At 69.3% G+C, this 15,389-nt stretch carries 15 protein-coding genes and 1 pseudogene; 10 read left to right on the forward strand and 6 right to left on the reverse strand.

All coding sequences use genetic code 11. From position 1 onward, the window contains the following. Positions 1 to 3: 3 nt before the first annotated feature. Together CLV71_RS00675 and CLV71_RS00680 are read left to right on the forward strand one after the other, a co-directional pair. A complete protein-coding gene (locus CLV71_RS00675) occupies positions 4 to 663 on the forward strand; it encodes a hypothetical protein (RefSeq protein ID WP_133900582.1) in 660 nt (219 codons plus the stop codon). 12 nt (positions 664 to 675) lie between these two features. After that, positions 676 to 1,776, forward strand: coding sequence for a hypothetical protein (locus CLV71_RS00680; protein ID WP_133900583.1), 1,101 nt, complete (start codon positions 676 to 678; stop codon positions 1,774 to 1,776). A 33-nt stretch (positions 1,777 to 1,809) separates the two neighbouring features. On the opposite strand, the gene CLV71_RS00685 is transcribed toward CLV71_RS00680, so the two are convergent. After that, a complete protein-coding gene (locus tag CLV71_RS00685; protein ID WP_133900584.1) occupies positions 1,810 to 2,388 on the reverse strand; it encodes a hypothetical protein in 579 nt (192 codons plus the stop codon). Between the two features lie 124 nt (positions 2,389 to 2,512). On the opposite strand from CLV71_RS00685, the gene CLV71_RS00690 reads away from it, so the two are divergent. Further along, the gene (locus CLV71_RS00690) at positions 2,513 to 3,418 is read left to right on the forward strand and encodes an EamA family transporter (RefSeq protein ID WP_133900585.1); all 906 of its coding nucleotides are present in this window, start codon (positions 2,513 to 2,515) and stop codon (positions 3,416 to 3,418) included. A gap of 6 nt (positions 3,419 to 3,424) precedes the next feature. Here CLV71_RS00690 and CLV71_RS49090 read toward each other — a convergent pair whose 3' ends face one another. Then, a complete protein-coding gene (locus tag CLV71_RS49090) occupies positions 3,425 to 3,862 on the reverse strand; it encodes a TetR/AcrR family transcriptional regulator (RefSeq protein WP_279588702.1) in 438 nt (145 codons plus the stop codon). On the opposite strand from CLV71_RS49090, the gene CLV71_RS50040 reads away from it, so the two are divergent. Next, on the forward strand, positions 3,849 to 4,391 hold the full coding sequence (locus CLV71_RS50040; RefSeq protein ID WP_279588703.1) for an FAD-dependent monooxygenase: 543 nt from the start codon (positions 3,849 to 3,851) through the stop codon (positions 4,389 to 4,391). The two genes, CLV71_RS49090 and CLV71_RS50040, sit on opposite strands and share 14 nt — an antisense overlap. Here CLV71_RS50040 and CLV71_RS00700 read toward each other — a convergent pair. Next, positions 4,388 to 5,629 carry a phospholipase D-like domain-containing protein gene (locus CLV71_RS00700; RefSeq protein WP_133900587.1) on the reverse strand — a complete coding sequence of 414 codons (1,242 nt, stop codon included), beginning with the start codon at positions 5,627 to 5,629 and terminating at the stop codon, positions 4,388 to 4,390. The two genes, CLV71_RS50040 and CLV71_RS00700, sit on opposite strands and share 4 nt — an antisense overlap. A 173-nt stretch (positions 5,630 to 5,802) precedes the next feature. Between CLV71_RS00700 and CLV71_RS00705 the strand changes: the two genes are divergently transcribed. From CLV71_RS00705 to CLV71_RS49105, 4 genes and pseudogenes are all read left to right on the forward strand, one after another. Then, on the forward strand, positions 5,803 to 6,702 hold the full coding sequence (locus tag CLV71_RS00705; RefSeq protein WP_133900588.1) for an expansin family protein: 900 nt from the start codon (positions 5,803 to 5,805) through the stop codon (positions 6,700 to 6,702). Between the two features lie 73 nt (positions 6,703 to 6,775). Beyond that, a complete protein-coding gene (locus tag CLV71_RS00710; protein WP_133900589.1) occupies positions 6,776 to 7,759 on the forward strand; it encodes a VWA domain-containing protein in 984 nt (327 codons plus the stop codon). 172 nt (positions 7,760 to 7,931) lie between these two features. After that, positions 7,932 to 8,018: pseudogene (locus CLV71_RS50570) on the forward strand (hypothetical protein); the annotation flags it as partial. A gap of 56 nt (positions 8,019 to 8,074) precedes the next feature. Further along, positions 8,075 to 8,842, forward strand: coding sequence for a DUF5753 domain-containing protein (locus tag CLV71_RS49105; RefSeq protein ID WP_243866127.1), 768 nt, complete (start codon positions 8,075 to 8,077; stop codon positions 8,840 to 8,842). Here CLV71_RS49105 and CLV71_RS00720 read toward each other — a convergent pair. Then, a complete protein-coding gene (locus tag CLV71_RS00720; protein WP_133900591.1) occupies positions 8,739 to 10,121 on the reverse strand; it encodes an FAD-dependent oxidoreductase in 1,383 nt (460 codons plus the stop codon). The genes CLV71_RS49105 and CLV71_RS00720 overlap by 104 nt on opposite strands. A gap of 5 nt (positions 10,122 to 10,126) precedes the next feature. Further along, a complete protein-coding gene (locus CLV71_RS00725; protein WP_133900592.1) occupies positions 10,127 to 11,002 on the reverse strand; it encodes an AurF N-oxygenase family protein in 876 nt (291 codons plus the stop codon). 98 nt (positions 11,003 to 11,100) lie between these two features. Here CLV71_RS00725 and CLV71_RS00730 point away from each other — a divergent pair, with 98 nt between their 5' ends. Continuing rightward, a complete protein-coding gene (locus CLV71_RS00730) occupies positions 11,101 to 11,697 on the forward strand; it encodes a TetR/AcrR family transcriptional regulator (RefSeq protein WP_133900593.1) in 597 nt (198 codons plus the stop codon). 3 nt (positions 11,698 to 11,700) lie between these two features. Here CLV71_RS00730 and CLV71_RS00735 read toward each other — a convergent pair whose 3' ends face one another. Continuing rightward, positions 11,701 to 13,752: an alpha-L-rhamnosidase-related protein gene (locus CLV71_RS00735; RefSeq protein WP_133900594.1), complete on the reverse strand. Its 2,052-nt coding sequence runs from the start codon at positions 13,750 to 13,752 to the stop codon at positions 11,701 to 11,703. A gap of 400 nt (positions 13,753 to 14,152) precedes the next feature. Here CLV71_RS00735 and CLV71_RS00740 point away from each other — a divergent pair, with 400 nt between their 5' ends. After that, positions 14,153 to 15,379, forward strand: coding sequence for an OmpA family protein (locus CLV71_RS00740; protein ID WP_133900595.1), 1,227 nt, complete (start codon positions 14,153 to 14,155; stop codon positions 15,377 to 15,379). Positions 15,380 to 15,389 lie beyond the last annotated feature (10 nt).

Consider the following 15,389-nt stretch of genomic DNA (forward strand, 5'->3'; position numbering starts at 1 on the left):
GGCATGACTGACAGGGTTCAGAAGAGGAAGCGGAAGCTCTCGCCGGACTCGAGCCGAAAGAAGGCCCGCGAGGGCGTCGACTCGCCCGAGCGGAACTCCAGCGACGACGAGGGCACCACGACGGCACTCGCGCTGAGGACGAGAGCCGAGTTGAAGTCGGAGGTCGAGCCCAAGTCGAACCTCGATGTGGAGTTCTCGCTCGACGACAACTCCGACATCGGTGCCCCGCGCCAAGTGACCACGACGACGGTGCCGAAGCCGGCGGTGAAGGCCGTGACCACCAAACCGGCGAATCCTTTCGTCGGTCAGGTGGCCGCCCTGCGGGGCAACTTCCCGAGCGGTTACCACGACACCGCGCACTTCGCCCCGACGACCAAGAAGCCCAAGCACGGGGTCTGGGGCAAGAAGGGCAGCAAGCCGCTGCGCAAGTGGGTCAAGTTGGCGCTGGACAGCATCAACGCGAACGACGACTTCGTCGTGGACTCGAAGCGGGGGGAGAAGGGCGGGTGGATCTACCTCGTCTCCATGGATGGTGAGACGGTCGGCTACCTGAGCGGCAGCAAGGCGCCGCCGGGGAACCCGCCGGCCAAGTACATCGAGATCTTCCTGGATGCCAAGAAGAACACGGTGTCCGCCTTCCCGTCCGACCCGAGCATGTTCTGAGAGGCACCCGTCATGAGCAGCGGTCTGCAGGCGCCCCACAAGAAGAAGAGGCCCAACTCCCCGACCCACCTGCGGAAGAAGGTGACGGAGACCCCGGAGACCACCACGACGGACACCTCCCCACCGGTGGAGACCGAGACCAAGGACCTCAAACGCAAGGCGACGGAGGACCCGTCCCCGAATCTGGACTCACCGGACGCGGTGAACAAGCGGCAGCGCATCACGCCTCCGCTGACCAACTCGGACCGGGTGCGCCTGGACGCCGAGAACAACCCGAACCGCCCGGCGATGGAGAAGATCTACAAGGAGTTCTTCACCGACGACGGCACCAGGAAGAACTCGGGCAAGGCGCTGACGGACCAGCTGGCGAAGCTGTACAAGATGATGGGCGACGGCGACGCCGAGTACGCGAGGAAACCGGTGACCAAGGACGAGTTCGTGAGCTTCCTGAGGACGCCGGACGCGGTGGTCAACTCGCAGTCGCTCCTCTTCAAGAACCCGAACGCGACCCAGTCGACCGTGGAGCGGGTGGAGAGGTGGCGCACCAAGGGTGACTACTTCTACGTCCGCAACACGAAACGCAAGTTCCCGAAGGCGGAACGGCGGATCGCCGTGAACGTCCAGACGCAGCAGGCGGCGCTGAAGGTGTCGAAGAGCATCTCCGGCCTGCACACGGACCCGGAGGTCGGTCCTTTCCTGAAGGACCACAAGATCTACCTGACCGCCGCGCCGAACCCGGGTGACGTCAAGCACGACAAGCTGGTCGCCTACTACACCCCGAACCCCGACGCGATGGACGACGACGACACGGTGGGCAACCGCATCGCGGAGACGATCGAGAACGCGGTGGACCCGGACGACGTGGGTGGCGAGTTCGCGCCGTTCTACTCCCACATCGGCCCGCACACGGCGTGGGGCGAGGAACCGGAGGCGTTCACGGAGAGCCTGAAGGGCAGCTTCACGCAGTCGAGGGAGCAGACCATAGCGAAGCTGATCCAGGCGGACACCAGCGCGAACGTGCCCGACCTGCAGACGTTCATCACCCGGATAGCGTCGGCGTTCCAGGGCGCCTACATCGACCCCGACGCCCCGCACACCCACCTGGAGAAGTGAGGACGACGTGCTGAGGCCGCGCCGGGGCGGCCGTCAGCCGTCGACGCGGTCCCGCAGCTCGTCGGACACGTCCGGGTCCACGAAGTCCGGGTAGGCGAGAGCCTGCGGCTGGTACCGCGTGGGGATGACCACCTTGATGCGGTCGGCGTAGGTGGCATCCGGGTCCTCGGGCATCGCCTTCTCCGGCAGCACCAGCGTGTCCGGTATGCCCAGACGCACCGCCACCGGCCCGGTCTCGCGGAGGGAGGCCGGCCACGCGAGCCCCGGGCCGACCGCCGCGCAGGTGCGGTGGGCGTAGACCACCGTCACCTCGTCGACAGCCGTGGCACCGGCCGGGTCGTGGCCGAAGACCCTGGCGACGCACACCAGCTCGTTGCCGTCGATGTCCGTGCGCTTGGTGGGGTTGGCGGGCTTGGCGTGGCCGTGGGCAGGGGTGACGCCGGGCTGGGCACGTTCGAGCGCCGCCACCGCGCGGCGCCCCAGCTGATCGTCCAGCGAGGGGTCGGCCGTCAGCACCACGCCGGCCACCACCACGCCCGCCGCCACGACCGCGATCCCGGCCGCCGCCGCCCAGCGCATCACCCGGCGACGCTGCCGGTCCGCGATAGGCATGCGTCGATGGTCGCACCGGTCCGGTGCTCACCGCCAGTGTCTGGGAAGTTCCGGAAGGTTACGGGAATCCCAGCATCCGGAAACCTCCAGGCAGGCTGTCGGTGGTCTCGCGGAGGATGCCCCCATGGTCACCGTTCACGTCGATCGAGCTGGGTCGCGCCCGTTCCCGAGGGTCGGCCTGGTCGCACTGGCCGGCCGCGCGCTCGGCGCGGTTCCGCCGCCCGCACAGGTGCTGGCGGGCATCATCAGCGTCCAGGTCGGGGCGGCGCTCGCCAAACAGCTCTTCGGCGCGGTCGGCAGTGCTGGCGCGGTCGCCCTGCGGCTGTTCTTCGCCGCGCTGGTGCTGGTGGCGGTGTGGCGGCCGTCTGTGCGGATGGGACGGCGCGCGTGGACCGTGGTGATCGGCTACGGCGTCGTGCTCGGCGTCATGAACCTGTGCTTCTACCTGGCGCTGGCGAGGATCCCGCTGGGTGTCGTGGTGACGATCGAGTTCCTCGGCCCGCTGGCGGTGGCCATCGGCGGCTCCCGCCGCTGGCTGGACGGCCTGTGGGCGTTGCTCGCGGCGGCCGGCGTCGTCCTGCTGACCGAGAGCGGCGGCGACCTGCACGTGGCCGGCATCCTGTTCGCCCTCGCGGCGGCGGCGTGCTGGGCCGGGTACATCCTGCTGAGCGCCGCACTGGGCCGGCACACCACCGACGGCGGCGGGCTCGCACTGGGCATGGTCCTGGCGGCGGTGGTCGTCATGCCGGTCGGTGTCGTCGACAGCGGCACGGCACTGCTCCAGCCCTGGGTGCTGATCGTCGCGCTGGGCGTGGCACTGCTCTCGTCGGTCATCCCCTACTCGCTGGAGCTGGAGGCACTGCGCCGGATCCCGCCGAAGGTGTTCGGCGTGCTGATGAGCCTGGAGCCCGCGGTCGCGGCGCTGGTCGGCCTGGCGGTCCTCGGCGAGGCACTGGGCCCACCGCAGTGGCTGGCGATCCTGCTGGTGGTCACGGCGTCGGCAGGCGCGACCCGCACGGCCCGCGGCTAGGCCGGCTCAACCGGTCCGCCTCCGCGTGCCGGTGAGGTAGTGCTGCAGCGTCGGCGCGAGCCAGTCGACGACCGTGTCCCGGTCCATGGCGACGATCGGCGGTAGGCGCAGCACGTACCGGGTGAGCGCGAGCCCGAGCCCGAGTACCTGCGCGGCGACGAGCCCCGCGCGGGCGGCGGCGTCGTCGGGGGCGATCGCCACCACGGCCGGACCCAGCTGCGTCGCGAAGATCTCCCGCGTGCGCTGGGCGGCCGCCGGGTTGGTGACGGACGCGCGCAGCAGTGCCATGAGGGTCTCGTCGCCGTCGCAGCGGTCGAGGACGTGGCGGGCGATCCTGCGTCCGACCTCCTCGCGGGGCGTCGCCGACAGGTCCGGCAGACGCAGGTCGGGCGACGCGGCCCACGTGCACTCGCCCGCCGGCGGCCAGGGCATGAACACGGGCATGCAGGACGCGGCCAACCTCAGCTGGAAGCTGGCGGCGGTCCTGCGCGGCGCTCCGGAGGCGTTGCTGGACTCCTACCAGTCCGAACGCCACCCGGTGGGCCGCGCGGTACTGCGCAGCAGTGGCGCGATCATCCGCGCGGCCATGATCCGGTCCTCGTTGGGACGGGCGGTCCGCGGCTTCCTGGGCGACCACGTCCTGTCGGTGCCGAGGATCCGCGAGAAGGTCACCGGCCAGCTGACCGGTATCGGCTACCACTACCCGGCCCCGTCGGGTGCCCACCCGTCGGTGGGTACCCGGGCGCAGGACCGGACCTTCGCGGACGGCACCCGCCTGTACGAGGCGCTGCGGGGCCAACACTTCGTCCTGACCGGTGCGGAGGACGTGACCCCGTGGTCCGACCGGGTGCGGACGACCGGCCCGACCGACGGCCCGATGACCCTCGTCCGCCCGGACGGCTACGTCGGCTGGGCAGGCACGGACCCCGGGGACCTACGCGAAACCCTCACCGCCTTGGTCGGGAAGCCCTAGCAGGCGATGGCGGCACCGTTCGCCGGTTGGTGGAAGGCGTTGTCGCGGGCCGCGCGGAAGTCGGTCAGGTACTGGCCGAACACGGTCGAGTCCTCGAGCTGCAGGATGGTCTCGTCGCTCTGGCGCAGGGAGTTCGTGCTGAAGTTGGCGCTGCCGGTCCAGACGATCTTCCGGTCCGCCACCCCGTAGTACTTCCCCTCCACCATCACGTACTTCGAGTGCGTCCACACCGCGTCGGCCTCGCAGTAGTACCGCACCACCACCCCGCCGTACACGCTGCTCGTACGCGCCAGCAGGTCCTTCAGCGACTCCTCCGCCAGTGACACCCCGGGATCGTTGTCCGGCGCGTAGTTCATGACCACCTCGACATAGCACCCGGCCGCGTCCAGCTCAGCCAGCTTCGTCGCCAGGTACGGGCGGGTGAAGGCGAGCTGGTTCACGCGGATGATCGTCCGGTGGTTGTCCGTCGTGCCGGTGGACGTGTTGCCGAAGCAGTCGATGTGGTCGAGGACCGTGTACATCGTGTCCTCGCTGGGATCGCGGTACTGGCTCGACGCCGTGGTCGACCTGGGGTAGAAGTGGATCTTCGCGGTGCCGTCGGTCACCGGGGGCCGGCCCGTGTCGTAGTAGTTGTTGTTGCTCCGCAACGCCGCCATGTCCCCGAAGTAGCCCTCGTACGCCGAGAACACCGCGTTGTGACCCGTCAGGATCAACGCGTTGTTGTACCCCTTGGTGCCGTCCCGCCCGTTGTGCAGGTTCGCCGACGACTGCACGACCACGTTCGACGTCCCGCTCGTGTTCGAGAACAGGAAGAACTTGTTGTGGTTGATCGCCGCGACCGTGCCGATCTTCAGCGTGCCGACGCAGCCCCGCCCGGCCGGGCACGTCATCACCCACGACGACGCCGACCTGTCGGTGCCGAGGCCGCTGGTGAGCTGCGACCACACCGCCTTGATCGCCGCGCTCTCACCCGTGTCGGCCATCCGGTGGTCGAAGATCGCCTGCACGCTCACGCCGCGGTTCTTCGCCGTCACCAGTGCCGTGGGGATCGCGGGATCGTCGGCGTAGAACAGCGCGACCCGGATCCGCGAGCCCGCCGCGGCGCCGTCGATCAGCGAGATGACCCGGTTCACGATGGCCCGCTGCTCGGCGTCGGTGCCGGTCGGTTTCGTGAACACCGCCTCCGTGCTCACCGCCAACGGGCCGACAGCCGCGTCCGAAGGAGTCGAAACGCCCATACCGGCCACGATGGCCAGCAATCCAGCCACTACACCAACACGCACGGTGACCTCCGATCGTCAGGGCAAGATTTTGCAGCCCAAGAGGTCATTTCGTCAAGAATTCACTTGCGCCTCCCTTGGGGAGCGTGCGCTAGTCTGGGAGCGCTCCCAGACCTGTAAGGGGTGGAACAATGGCCGTTCTACGCCGCGTCCTGCTGCTCACCGCCGTGGTACTGGCGCTCGGCGCGGTGCCGGGGGTCGCCGCTGCCGCGCCCGTCACGGGCAACGCCACCTGGTTCGACGCGCTCGGCTCGCCCTACGGCGGCTGCGGGATGCCGCAGTCGGTGCTGGACAGCCAGGACTTCGTGGCACTCAACGTGTACAACACCCCGCGCGACTACAACTGGTACCCACGCCCCCTTCCGCCGGGCGATCCCAAGACCGGGGCGTGGGACAACGGCCACAACTGCGGCCGCTGGGTGCGGGTGACGGTCAGCGACTACTGCACCGGCGTCAACGACGGCGCCCCCAACCAGGCCTTCTGCCGCAACGGTTCCTTCGTCGTCGACCGCTACAACGGCGCCACCATGGACATGGTCGTCGCCGACAGCTGCGGCGACTCCAACGCCTGGTGCCGCGACGACCCGAACCACCTCGACCTGTCACACGCGTCGCTGAACAGGTTCCGCCTCAACGGCACGGCGGTCGGCGACATGGATCCCGGACACTGGAACAACCGACATGTGACGTGGGAGTTCATCCCCGCGCCGGGCTACACGGGTGACATCAGGATCGGTTTCCTGCAGGGCGCGCAGGTCTGGTGGGGTGCGGTCTCGATCTCCCACCTGGCCAACGGCATCCACGGCGTCGACTACTTCGCGGGCGGGACGTGGCACGCCGCCCAGATGAACGGCGACATGGGCCAGTCGTACGTGCTGTCCCCGACCGTCCAGGCAGGCACGCAGTTCCAGATCCGGGTGTACGACGTCGACAACGCGCTGATCAACGGTGGTCGCGTGTACACGTTCACGCTGCCGTGCCAGTCCCGGTGCTCGACGGCCTACACCCCCGTCACGTACACGACCAGCTGATACGGACGACTCACGAGGGACACACCCGCCTGTTGCTTGACTGGCTGTTCGGTCTGCCGGTCTGGGGGTGTGAGTGAGTCTCAGCGGTTTCATCGCTCCGTGGTGGTTGCTGCTGTACCTGGTGGTCGCCGCGTTGGTGGTCGGGTACGTCGCGGTGACCAGGGGGCGCAAGAAGCAGCTGCTCCGGTTCGCGAACCTGGAGCTGCTGGAACGCGTCGCGCCCGGGAGGCTCGGGTGGAGCAGGCACCTGCCCGCCGCGCTGCTGATCGTGGCGCTGTCGCTGTTCACCCTGGGCATGGCCGGACCGACGGCCGAGGAGAAGGTGCCCCGCAACCGTGCGACGGTGATGCTCGTCATCGACGTGTCGCTGTCCATGGAGTCCGTCGACGTGCGGCCGACACGGCTGGCGGCGGCGCAGGCGGCGGCCACCACGTTCGTGAAGGACATGACACCGGGCATCAACCTGGGGTTGATCTCCTTCGCGGGCACGGCGACCGCGCTCGTGGCGCCCACGACCGAGCGGGCAGGCGTCGTGCGCGCGATCGACCACCTGGAGCTGGCCGAGTCCACCGCGACAGGCGAGGCGGTCTTCGCGGCCATGAAGGCGATCGACGGTTTCTCCACGATCGTCGGCGGCGCCGAGGGTCCGCCACCGGCTCGGATCGTGCTCATGACGGACGGGAAACAGACCGTTCCGAACACGAACCCCGAGGACCCGCGTGGCGCGTACGTGGCGGCCCGGGAGGCGCAGAAGCGCCACATCCCGATCTCGACCATCTCCTTCGGCACGGAGATCGGCACGGTCACCATCAACGGCAGGGAGGTGCTGGTCCCGGTCGACGACAACGCCATGCGGGAGATCGCACGCCTGTCCGGCGGCGACTTCCACAAGGCGGCGTCGGCGGACGAGCTGAAACGCGTGTACGGCACGCTGGGCGAGCAGATCGGCTACGAGATCAAGAACGCGGACGCCAGCCGTCCGTGGCTGATGTTGGGCACGTTGGTGCTTTTCGCCGCGGCGGGCACGTCGCTGCTGATCGGCCAGCGCCTGCCCTGACCGCGGCCTGTCGGCAGTCCATCACTCGTGTCCAACCGTGAAAGAACTGCGGTGCCGTGAGCCGATGGGGTGGACTTGGCGTGGCGCGCACGCGTTTGCGCTGGCGGCGGACTTAGCGTGACGTGCCATGGGCAATGGTTACGAGTCGGCCGCCTACCGGGAGCTGGGCGGCATGCTGCGACGGGTGCGGGAGAACGCCGGACTGTCGGGCACGGAACTCGCACGCAGGATCGACTGGCCGCTGACGAAGATCTCCCGCATCGAGCACGGCAGGCGGCCGTCCTCCACCATCGACGTGATCCTCTATGTGGTCGTGTGCGGGTCGACGATGACCGCCGCACAGCCCTACCTGGAACTCGCCAGACGAGCCGAACGCAAACAGGGCTTGTACCTCTCGGACAAGCGATCGGTGGTTCGCTCCAATCCCTCATCTTTCACGAGTCAACAGCCAACCACTCGATCATCTACGAGCCCGACCTCGTTCACGGCCTGCTCCAGACTCCCGCCTGTGCCCGCGCGCGCATCCTCTCTCTCGAACCCGGCATCACCCCGGAACGGGTGGCAGCCTCGGTTGGCACCCGAATGGAGCGGCGGCAGGTTCTTTACCGTTCCCATGCCGCGCGATTCACCTTCTATCTCCACGAGCAGGCGCTCCAACTCCGGGTCGGCACCGATCAGGAGATGCACGAACAGCTACTCCACCTCGTGCTCACCGCCGCGCTGGCCAACGTGACAGTGCGAGTCGTGCCGACCGCCGCCGGCGTGTTCGGCGACGCGTTCCATCTGATGGAACTTGATCAACACTGGCCGATCGTCTATCTCGGCGGCCTCAGGTTCGGGGGCCTGATCCTCGAAGACCCCGACTACGTGAACAGCTACCGCGGTGCACTGAAGGACGCCTTCCTGACGCTGGGCGTACTGAAGGGAGCCTTCATTACGTTGGGGCGGAGGGCTCGCCACAGGCCTCACCGCGAGGTGTTCAACGGCGCGGCCCTCGGCCGCGGCGGCCGCGCCTCTTCAGACGGCCCGCCACCGCGTCGTCTAGCAACCCGGTCACGGTCTCGGCGGCGCACGACTTGTTGACCCCGATGCCCCCGGTCGCGCCGCGTTTGATCCAGCCGACCACGTACGTGCCCGCCGCCACCCGTCCCGACTCGTTCGGGATCGTGCCGGTGGTCTCGTCGAAAGGCAGGCCAGGTACGGGAGTGCCGTGGTGACCGACCGCGCGTACCACCTGCCCCGCCGGGATCTCCGTGCCGTCGGTGAGGCGGATCGCCCGAACCTGCGTGTCGCCGACGATCGACTCGGGCGTGGCGTGGAAGCGGAACACGATGCGCCGGCCGTCCGGGGGAGTGGCCGTCCAGTCGACGTCGCCGCCCACGACAACCTCCGCCTCCCGATGCCTCAGCGCCTCGAACTCCGGCCGGGTGTACGCAGCCGACTCCGGCCCTCTCCGCCCGAGCAGCACCACCTCACGGACCTTGCTCGACCGCAACGCCGCCAACGCGTGCGGGGCGATCGTCGTGCCCGCCAGGGACTCCGGCTCGGCGGTGAGGATCCGCGCCACGTCCAGCGCCACGTTGCCCGTACCCACGACCACGACCCGCTCCGCCGACAGGTCGACCGCGCCGGGCGACACGTCCGGGTGGCCGTTGTACCAACCCACCACCGTCGCCGCGGCGAGACTCCCCGGCAGGTCCTCGCCGGGAATCCCCAGTCGCCGCCCGTTGAACGCACCCACCGCGTAGATCACCGCGTCGTGGCGGCCGGCCAGCTCCGACACCGACACGTCGACCCCCACCTCGACCCCGAGCCGCAGCCGCAGCCGAGGGTGGTGGTGAAAACGGGAGAAGACCTCGCCGATCCGCTTCGTCGACGGGTGGTCCGGCGCGACCCCGAACCGCACCAGACCACCCGCGACCGGCAGCCGGTCCATCAGCGTCACCCGGGAGTTGGTGTGCAGCAACAGGTCCTGCACGGCGTACATCCCGGCGGGCCCGGTACCCACGACCGCGACGTCCAGCGGCGCGAAGTCGCTGGGAAGCACGCGGTCGAACGAGGGCGGCCCCCAGGCGTGGAAGTTGGGCGCATGAGTGTCCACAGTGGATCTGTCGGCGTAGTACGCGGCGTTCAGCTCCGCATAACCCCGCAGTGGCGCGGAAAGCGCGTCGACCGGGAAGATCGCGTCGACCGGGCACGCGTCGGCGCAGGCGCCGCAGTCGATGCACGTCGCGGGGTCCACGTACAGCGTGTCCGTACGCCCGAAGTCCGGCTCGTCCGGCGTCGGGTGGATGCAGTTGACCGGGCACACCGCGACGCAGGACGCGTCGTTGCAACAGGTCTGCGTGATCGCGAACGCCATGGCCGTCAGATCAGGTTCGCGCGCTGGTAGAACCAGAGCGCGGGCCGGGTGAGCAGGCCGCAGGACTCGAGGAACTCCATCAGGCCTGCACAGCTCGACCGCAGCATCGACCGGTGGTGCTCGTTGGCCTTCGCCTCACGGAGCGCGCGATCCCGGTCCAGGCCGGCATTGGCGTAGACGTCGTCGTGCACCATGCTGGTGACGATGTGGTAGGCGGCCACCGCCACCACGAAAGCGTTGACCTGCCGACGAAGCAGGCCGGCTCCACGTAACCGCTCCCGGGTCTCCTCCCGGGCGAACTTCATGTGCCGCGACTCCTCCACGACGTGGATGTTGTTGATGGTCCGCACGAACGGCACCACCCGCTCGTCACGCATCCAGTCGCGCTGCATGACGTCGAGAACCTCCTCGGCGACCAGGATCGCCGCGTACGCCGCCTCACCGGAGGCGACCGTCTTGAAGAACCGGCCCAGCTCGACGACGTGCCGCCGCGGCCGGTACGCGGGTGCGCCCAGCTTCGCGGCACCCCGGGCGAACATGATCGAGTGGCGGCACTCGTCGGCGATCTCGGTCAGGGCCCACTGGAACGCGGGATCGGTCGGGTCCTTCGCGTAGAAGTCCCGCAGGACCATCTGCTGGAGGATCATCTCGAACCAGATGCCCGTGCTCGCGACCGAGGCGGCCTCCTGGCGGGTCAGTTCGCGCTGCTGGTCAGGCGTCATCTCCGCCCAGTAGGAGGTGCCGTAGAGCGTGCACCACTCCGGGCTCGCACCGTGCAGGCCGGTGTCGAGCGGCGTATCCCAGTCGACCTCGCGCACGGGGTCGTAGGACAACTCCTCGGACGAGTCCAACAGCCGTCGTGCGATCTCATGTTGCACCATGGGACGCTCTCCCTGTGACTCGGATTAACTGTTACCAACGGTAACACATACTTCGGTGTCCCTACACTCGGCCGTATGACCTGTCCAGGTAGTCGCTGATGGCGTACCTGCCCGCCGACGAGCGCAGGCGGACCATCATCGACGCGGCCGTCGAGGTGATCGCCGCGGAGGGCCTCACCGGCGCCACCACCCGGCGGATCGCCGACCGCGCGAACGCCCCGCTCGGCGCCCTGCACTACTGCTTCCGCGACAAGCAGGAGCTGCTCGGCCACGTCGCCGACCGCGGCGCGGACCGGCTGCGGCAGTGCTTCGCCGTGATCGACCCCGACCGCGGCCTCGAGGCCACCATCCGCGGCAGCGTGGCCGCGTACTGGGCGTGGGTAGAGGAGAACGTCGGGTTGCAGCTCGCGCTGCTGGAGCTGGGCATGTGGCGCATCCGCCGGGCGGCGGGGGAGAGCGTGTACGACATGTACGACCGCTTCGGCACCGATCTGCTGACCGCCAACCTGACGCGTGCGGCCGAGGTCGACGAGGCGACCCCGGCCATCAGCGTCGCGGACATGACCCGCTTCATCACCCACCGGTTCGACGGCATGATCCTCGAGTACGCCGCCTCCCGGGACCGGGCGGCGTGCCAGCGCCAGGCCGACCTGCTGGCCGACGCGGTGGTGGCGCTGGCACTGCCCGTCAGGTGAACGTCACCAGCCGAAGGTGTACCGTCCCGTCATGCCGGTGAAGACGACCCTGTCGCCGTCGAGGTGAGCGCTCACACCCGCGACCGCCCCGCCGTTCCGCCAGACGACCCGGCCGTCACGCGTGATCGTGCGTTCCCTGCCCAGTAAGGGGACCGCGATGTCGACCCGCATCGGTGAGGTGACTGTGAGCATGAACGTGTCGTGCTCGTGCCGCCAGCTGACGGAGGTCGTCCCGTCGGGCACGGGGACGTCGCCCCGCGCCCACGTCAGGTCGACCGGGTCCGGCGCGACGACCCAGCCGTTGGCCTCCGCGCGCACGCCGAGGACGTTGGCCGACAGCGCTGGTATCGCCGTGCTCCAGGCGTGGACGAGGTCGACGAACGAGCCGTCGCCGAGCGGGGTGCCCGGGCGGGCGTTGTGCGGCGTGCCGTCGACGCCGATCTCCTCCCACGGCGTACCGGGTCCGTTGTCCAGCATGTGTGTCCACGACCGGCGGATCAACGCCAGCGCCCCGGCGCCGTCGCCGTACTGGAAGCGGCCGAGCGCCTCCTGTGCCATGAGGTAGGGGGACTCGTAGCGGGCCATGAAGGGGTTGTCGGCGAACTCGGACGTGGCGGTGCCGTAGGGAGTGCCGAGCCGGTTCGCCAGGAATGCCATGGCACTGCGGGCTTTGTCGTCATCGAGGAGACCGAACAGGAGAGCACCCGCGTTGGCGTCGGCGGAGTGGTCGCGTCGGGGGTCGTCGAGGTTGAGCAGCATCGCGCCCGCCGCCGGATCCCAGAGCGTGTCCAGCAACGCGGTCCGGACCTGGTCGGCGCGGTCGTCGTGCGCGGGTGCCCGCGCCGGGTCGCCGACCTCCCGCTCCAGCTCGGCCAGTGCGCGCAGAGCGCCGAAGTAGGCCTCGTTGGTGTAAGCGTCGATACCGACGGCCTGGTCCGGCGGATGCCAGTTGTAGGCGGGTTTGCCGCTGTAGTCGTCGGTGCGGAACAGGCCGTCCCGGGTGTGGGCGCCGAAGAACCCGACCGCCCGGCGCGCGACCGGCAGCATCGCGGCGGCGAACGCCCGGTCGCCGGTGTGGCGCAGGTAGTCGGCGACGTCGATCACCCACCAGGCGGTGAAGCTGTCGATCCGCGCGAGCCCCGCCTCGGCGGGCGGCTCGAACCCCGGCGGTGACCCGTCCGGCGGTCCCGGGTCACGCGGGTCGCACGGCACGTCGACGCGGCTGGCGGCCGGGAAGGTGCCGTCGGGTGCCTGCTGGCACGCGAACAGGTTGATGGTGTCCCGCACGACCCGCCGGTACCCACCGCCCTGGTAGTAGGCGGAGCGGGCGACGACCTGGAGGTCACCGGCGTAGGCGACCCGGTCGCGCTTGGGCCCGTCGATGATCACCCACGGCTTGCCTGGCGTGCGGATCGTGGACAGGTCGACCGCGTAGGCGCTGGCGTACCAGGCCCGGTCGAGCGCGGGATCGCTGGAGCGGAAGGACCCGTCACCCGAGCCGGGGAAGTTGGTCTGCCGAACCCGGACGAAGTCGATCTCGGCCGTGCCCGCGCCGTCGAGCGAGATCGCGACGTACCGCTGCGAGCCCCGCAGGCCGGGGGAGCGCAGCACTGTCTCGCCGTCCGGTGGTGGGTAGACGTCGGCGCGGCCGTCGGGATCGTCGTCGGTGCCGAGCGTGCGGCCGAGGTAGAAGAAGTCGTCCGGGCTGGTGGAGGCGTCGCCCTCCCGGCCGAGGAACGGCAGGTACTCGGCGTAGGCGGCCCGGATCGGCGCGCCGGTCGCGTGCCGGACGCCGACCTCGACGTACCCGCTGACCGGCACCCCGAAGTCGACGACCAGCCTGCCCCCGGTGAGCGTGGCCGCGTCGCCGTCGTCGGCGAGCGCCCCGTCCGGGTCGACCCCGCCGGCCACGTGTCGCGGCCACGCGTACCGGCCCGGCACGTTCAGTCGCTGCCCGGTATCGGCTGGTCCCGGCCCCGACACCGGGGTGGGCGCCCCGCACGCCGCCGCGACCGCGCACACGACGCAGACCAGGGCGACCCGTGTGGATCTCATGGTGTTCGGCTTCCCTCCGCTGAAGTTGGTCACATGACCTGTTTGCGTGACCAAGTCTCGGGCAGGGTGACCGGGCCGACAATGGTGCTGGCCCCACCATCGAGCGCACGCCGTCAGCCGGGGAAACAACGCCCAATAGTTACCGGAAACCTGAAACGCGGCGGTGTTCTTGTCGTCGTCGCACGTCAGGCGAAGGGTTGCTGGTTGTTGTCTTCAGTGCATTGTTGGTTCCATTCTTCCAGTATTTGGGCGGGAATCATCCTTTCGAGTGGTGAAGGCCATGCGCAACCGCCAGACGGGGTTCTTCTTTGGACGCGCTGAGTAACGAGACTGCCGGTCATCGCGAGTTCCTGAGGGAGCGGGTGATGCCTCGTTCACAGGCGTCTTTCTGGAGGATTCGGTGAATCGCTACTACGAGCCACGCGGTCGGCGGCGAAGTCGTCAGGGGCTGACCAAGAACCACAAGATCGCCATTGCTTGTGCGGGGGTCGTGGTGCTGTTCGGCGGTCTCATGTACGCGGTCGGCGAGCCGGAACAGCCGCAGGCACAGGAGATCATCTGGATCGCGGAGAAGACCACGAGGTCGCCGGGGGTGATCCCGTCGGCGTTGCGGCGAAGAATCCAGGAAGCCGCGGACGAGGGCGGCGCGTCACTGACGGCGTACGCGGTGGGCCAGCGCGCGGAGAAGATCGGCTCGGTCAGCCTCGACGCCACCCTGGACGGCGACCGCATCGACGACCCGGTAAGACGTGCCTCGGTCATCGACGGCCGCGTGTCCACCCTGGCCGGCAGGCTGGCGCAGTCCCCGGCGGGCAGCGACGGTTTCTCGCTGTACCAGGCACTTCGCGTCGGCGCGGACGAGGGTGCGAGCGCCGGTGTGCCGGTCGAGGTGTGGCTGTCCACGACCGTCCTGACCGGCTCCGTCGACCCACTGAGCATCCCGACACTGACGGAGAACGAGGCCGACCCGAGCCAGGCGGTGGACGAACTGAAGAAAGGCTCCCTTGGCCGGTTGGACCTCGGCCTGGTGAACCTGCACGTCATTATGCTGAGCCCGGTCGGCGCCGGTCAGGAACCCCTGTCACCGCGCTCGGAATCCTGGCGAGCCACATTCGTCAAAACGCTGGCAGAACAACTCGGCGCGACCGTGACGGACCCGCTCCGCGAGAATTCGACCCGCCCGGCGTGGCCGAACTCGTCAGCGGTGCCGGCGATTGTGCCGATGCCGGAGCCGACCCCGGTGACACCACCGCCACCGGTGGTGAAGGACGAACCACCACCGCCGCCCCGAATCGACAACGCGGCTTTCGAACCGGACGAGGCGACGCTTCTCGACCCGGCGGCCGTACACGTCGCGGTGAGCGCGGTCGTGGCGGCGTACAAGGCCCAGCCAGGCCGGTACCGCGTGGTCGTCGTCGGCTACTGCGCACGCATCGGTGGACGCGACGGCGCGGTCCGGCTGTCGAAGGAACGTGCCGAGGCGATAGCTGCCCTGCTGCAGAACGACGGCATCGATCGGGCTGACGTCGAGACACGGGGAGCCGGTTTCGACGAGCTGGCCGACCCCACCCAACCACCCGTGTCACCGGCCCAACGCGTCGTCGTGATCCAACTCGTCACCCGCTGAGACCAGAGGC

Origin of the sequence: Actinophytocola oryzae (assembly GCF_004364325.1) — a bacterium.
Taxonomy (GTDB): domain Bacteria; phylum Actinomycetota; class Actinomycetes; order Mycobacteriales; family Pseudonocardiaceae; genus Actinophytocola; species Actinophytocola oryzae.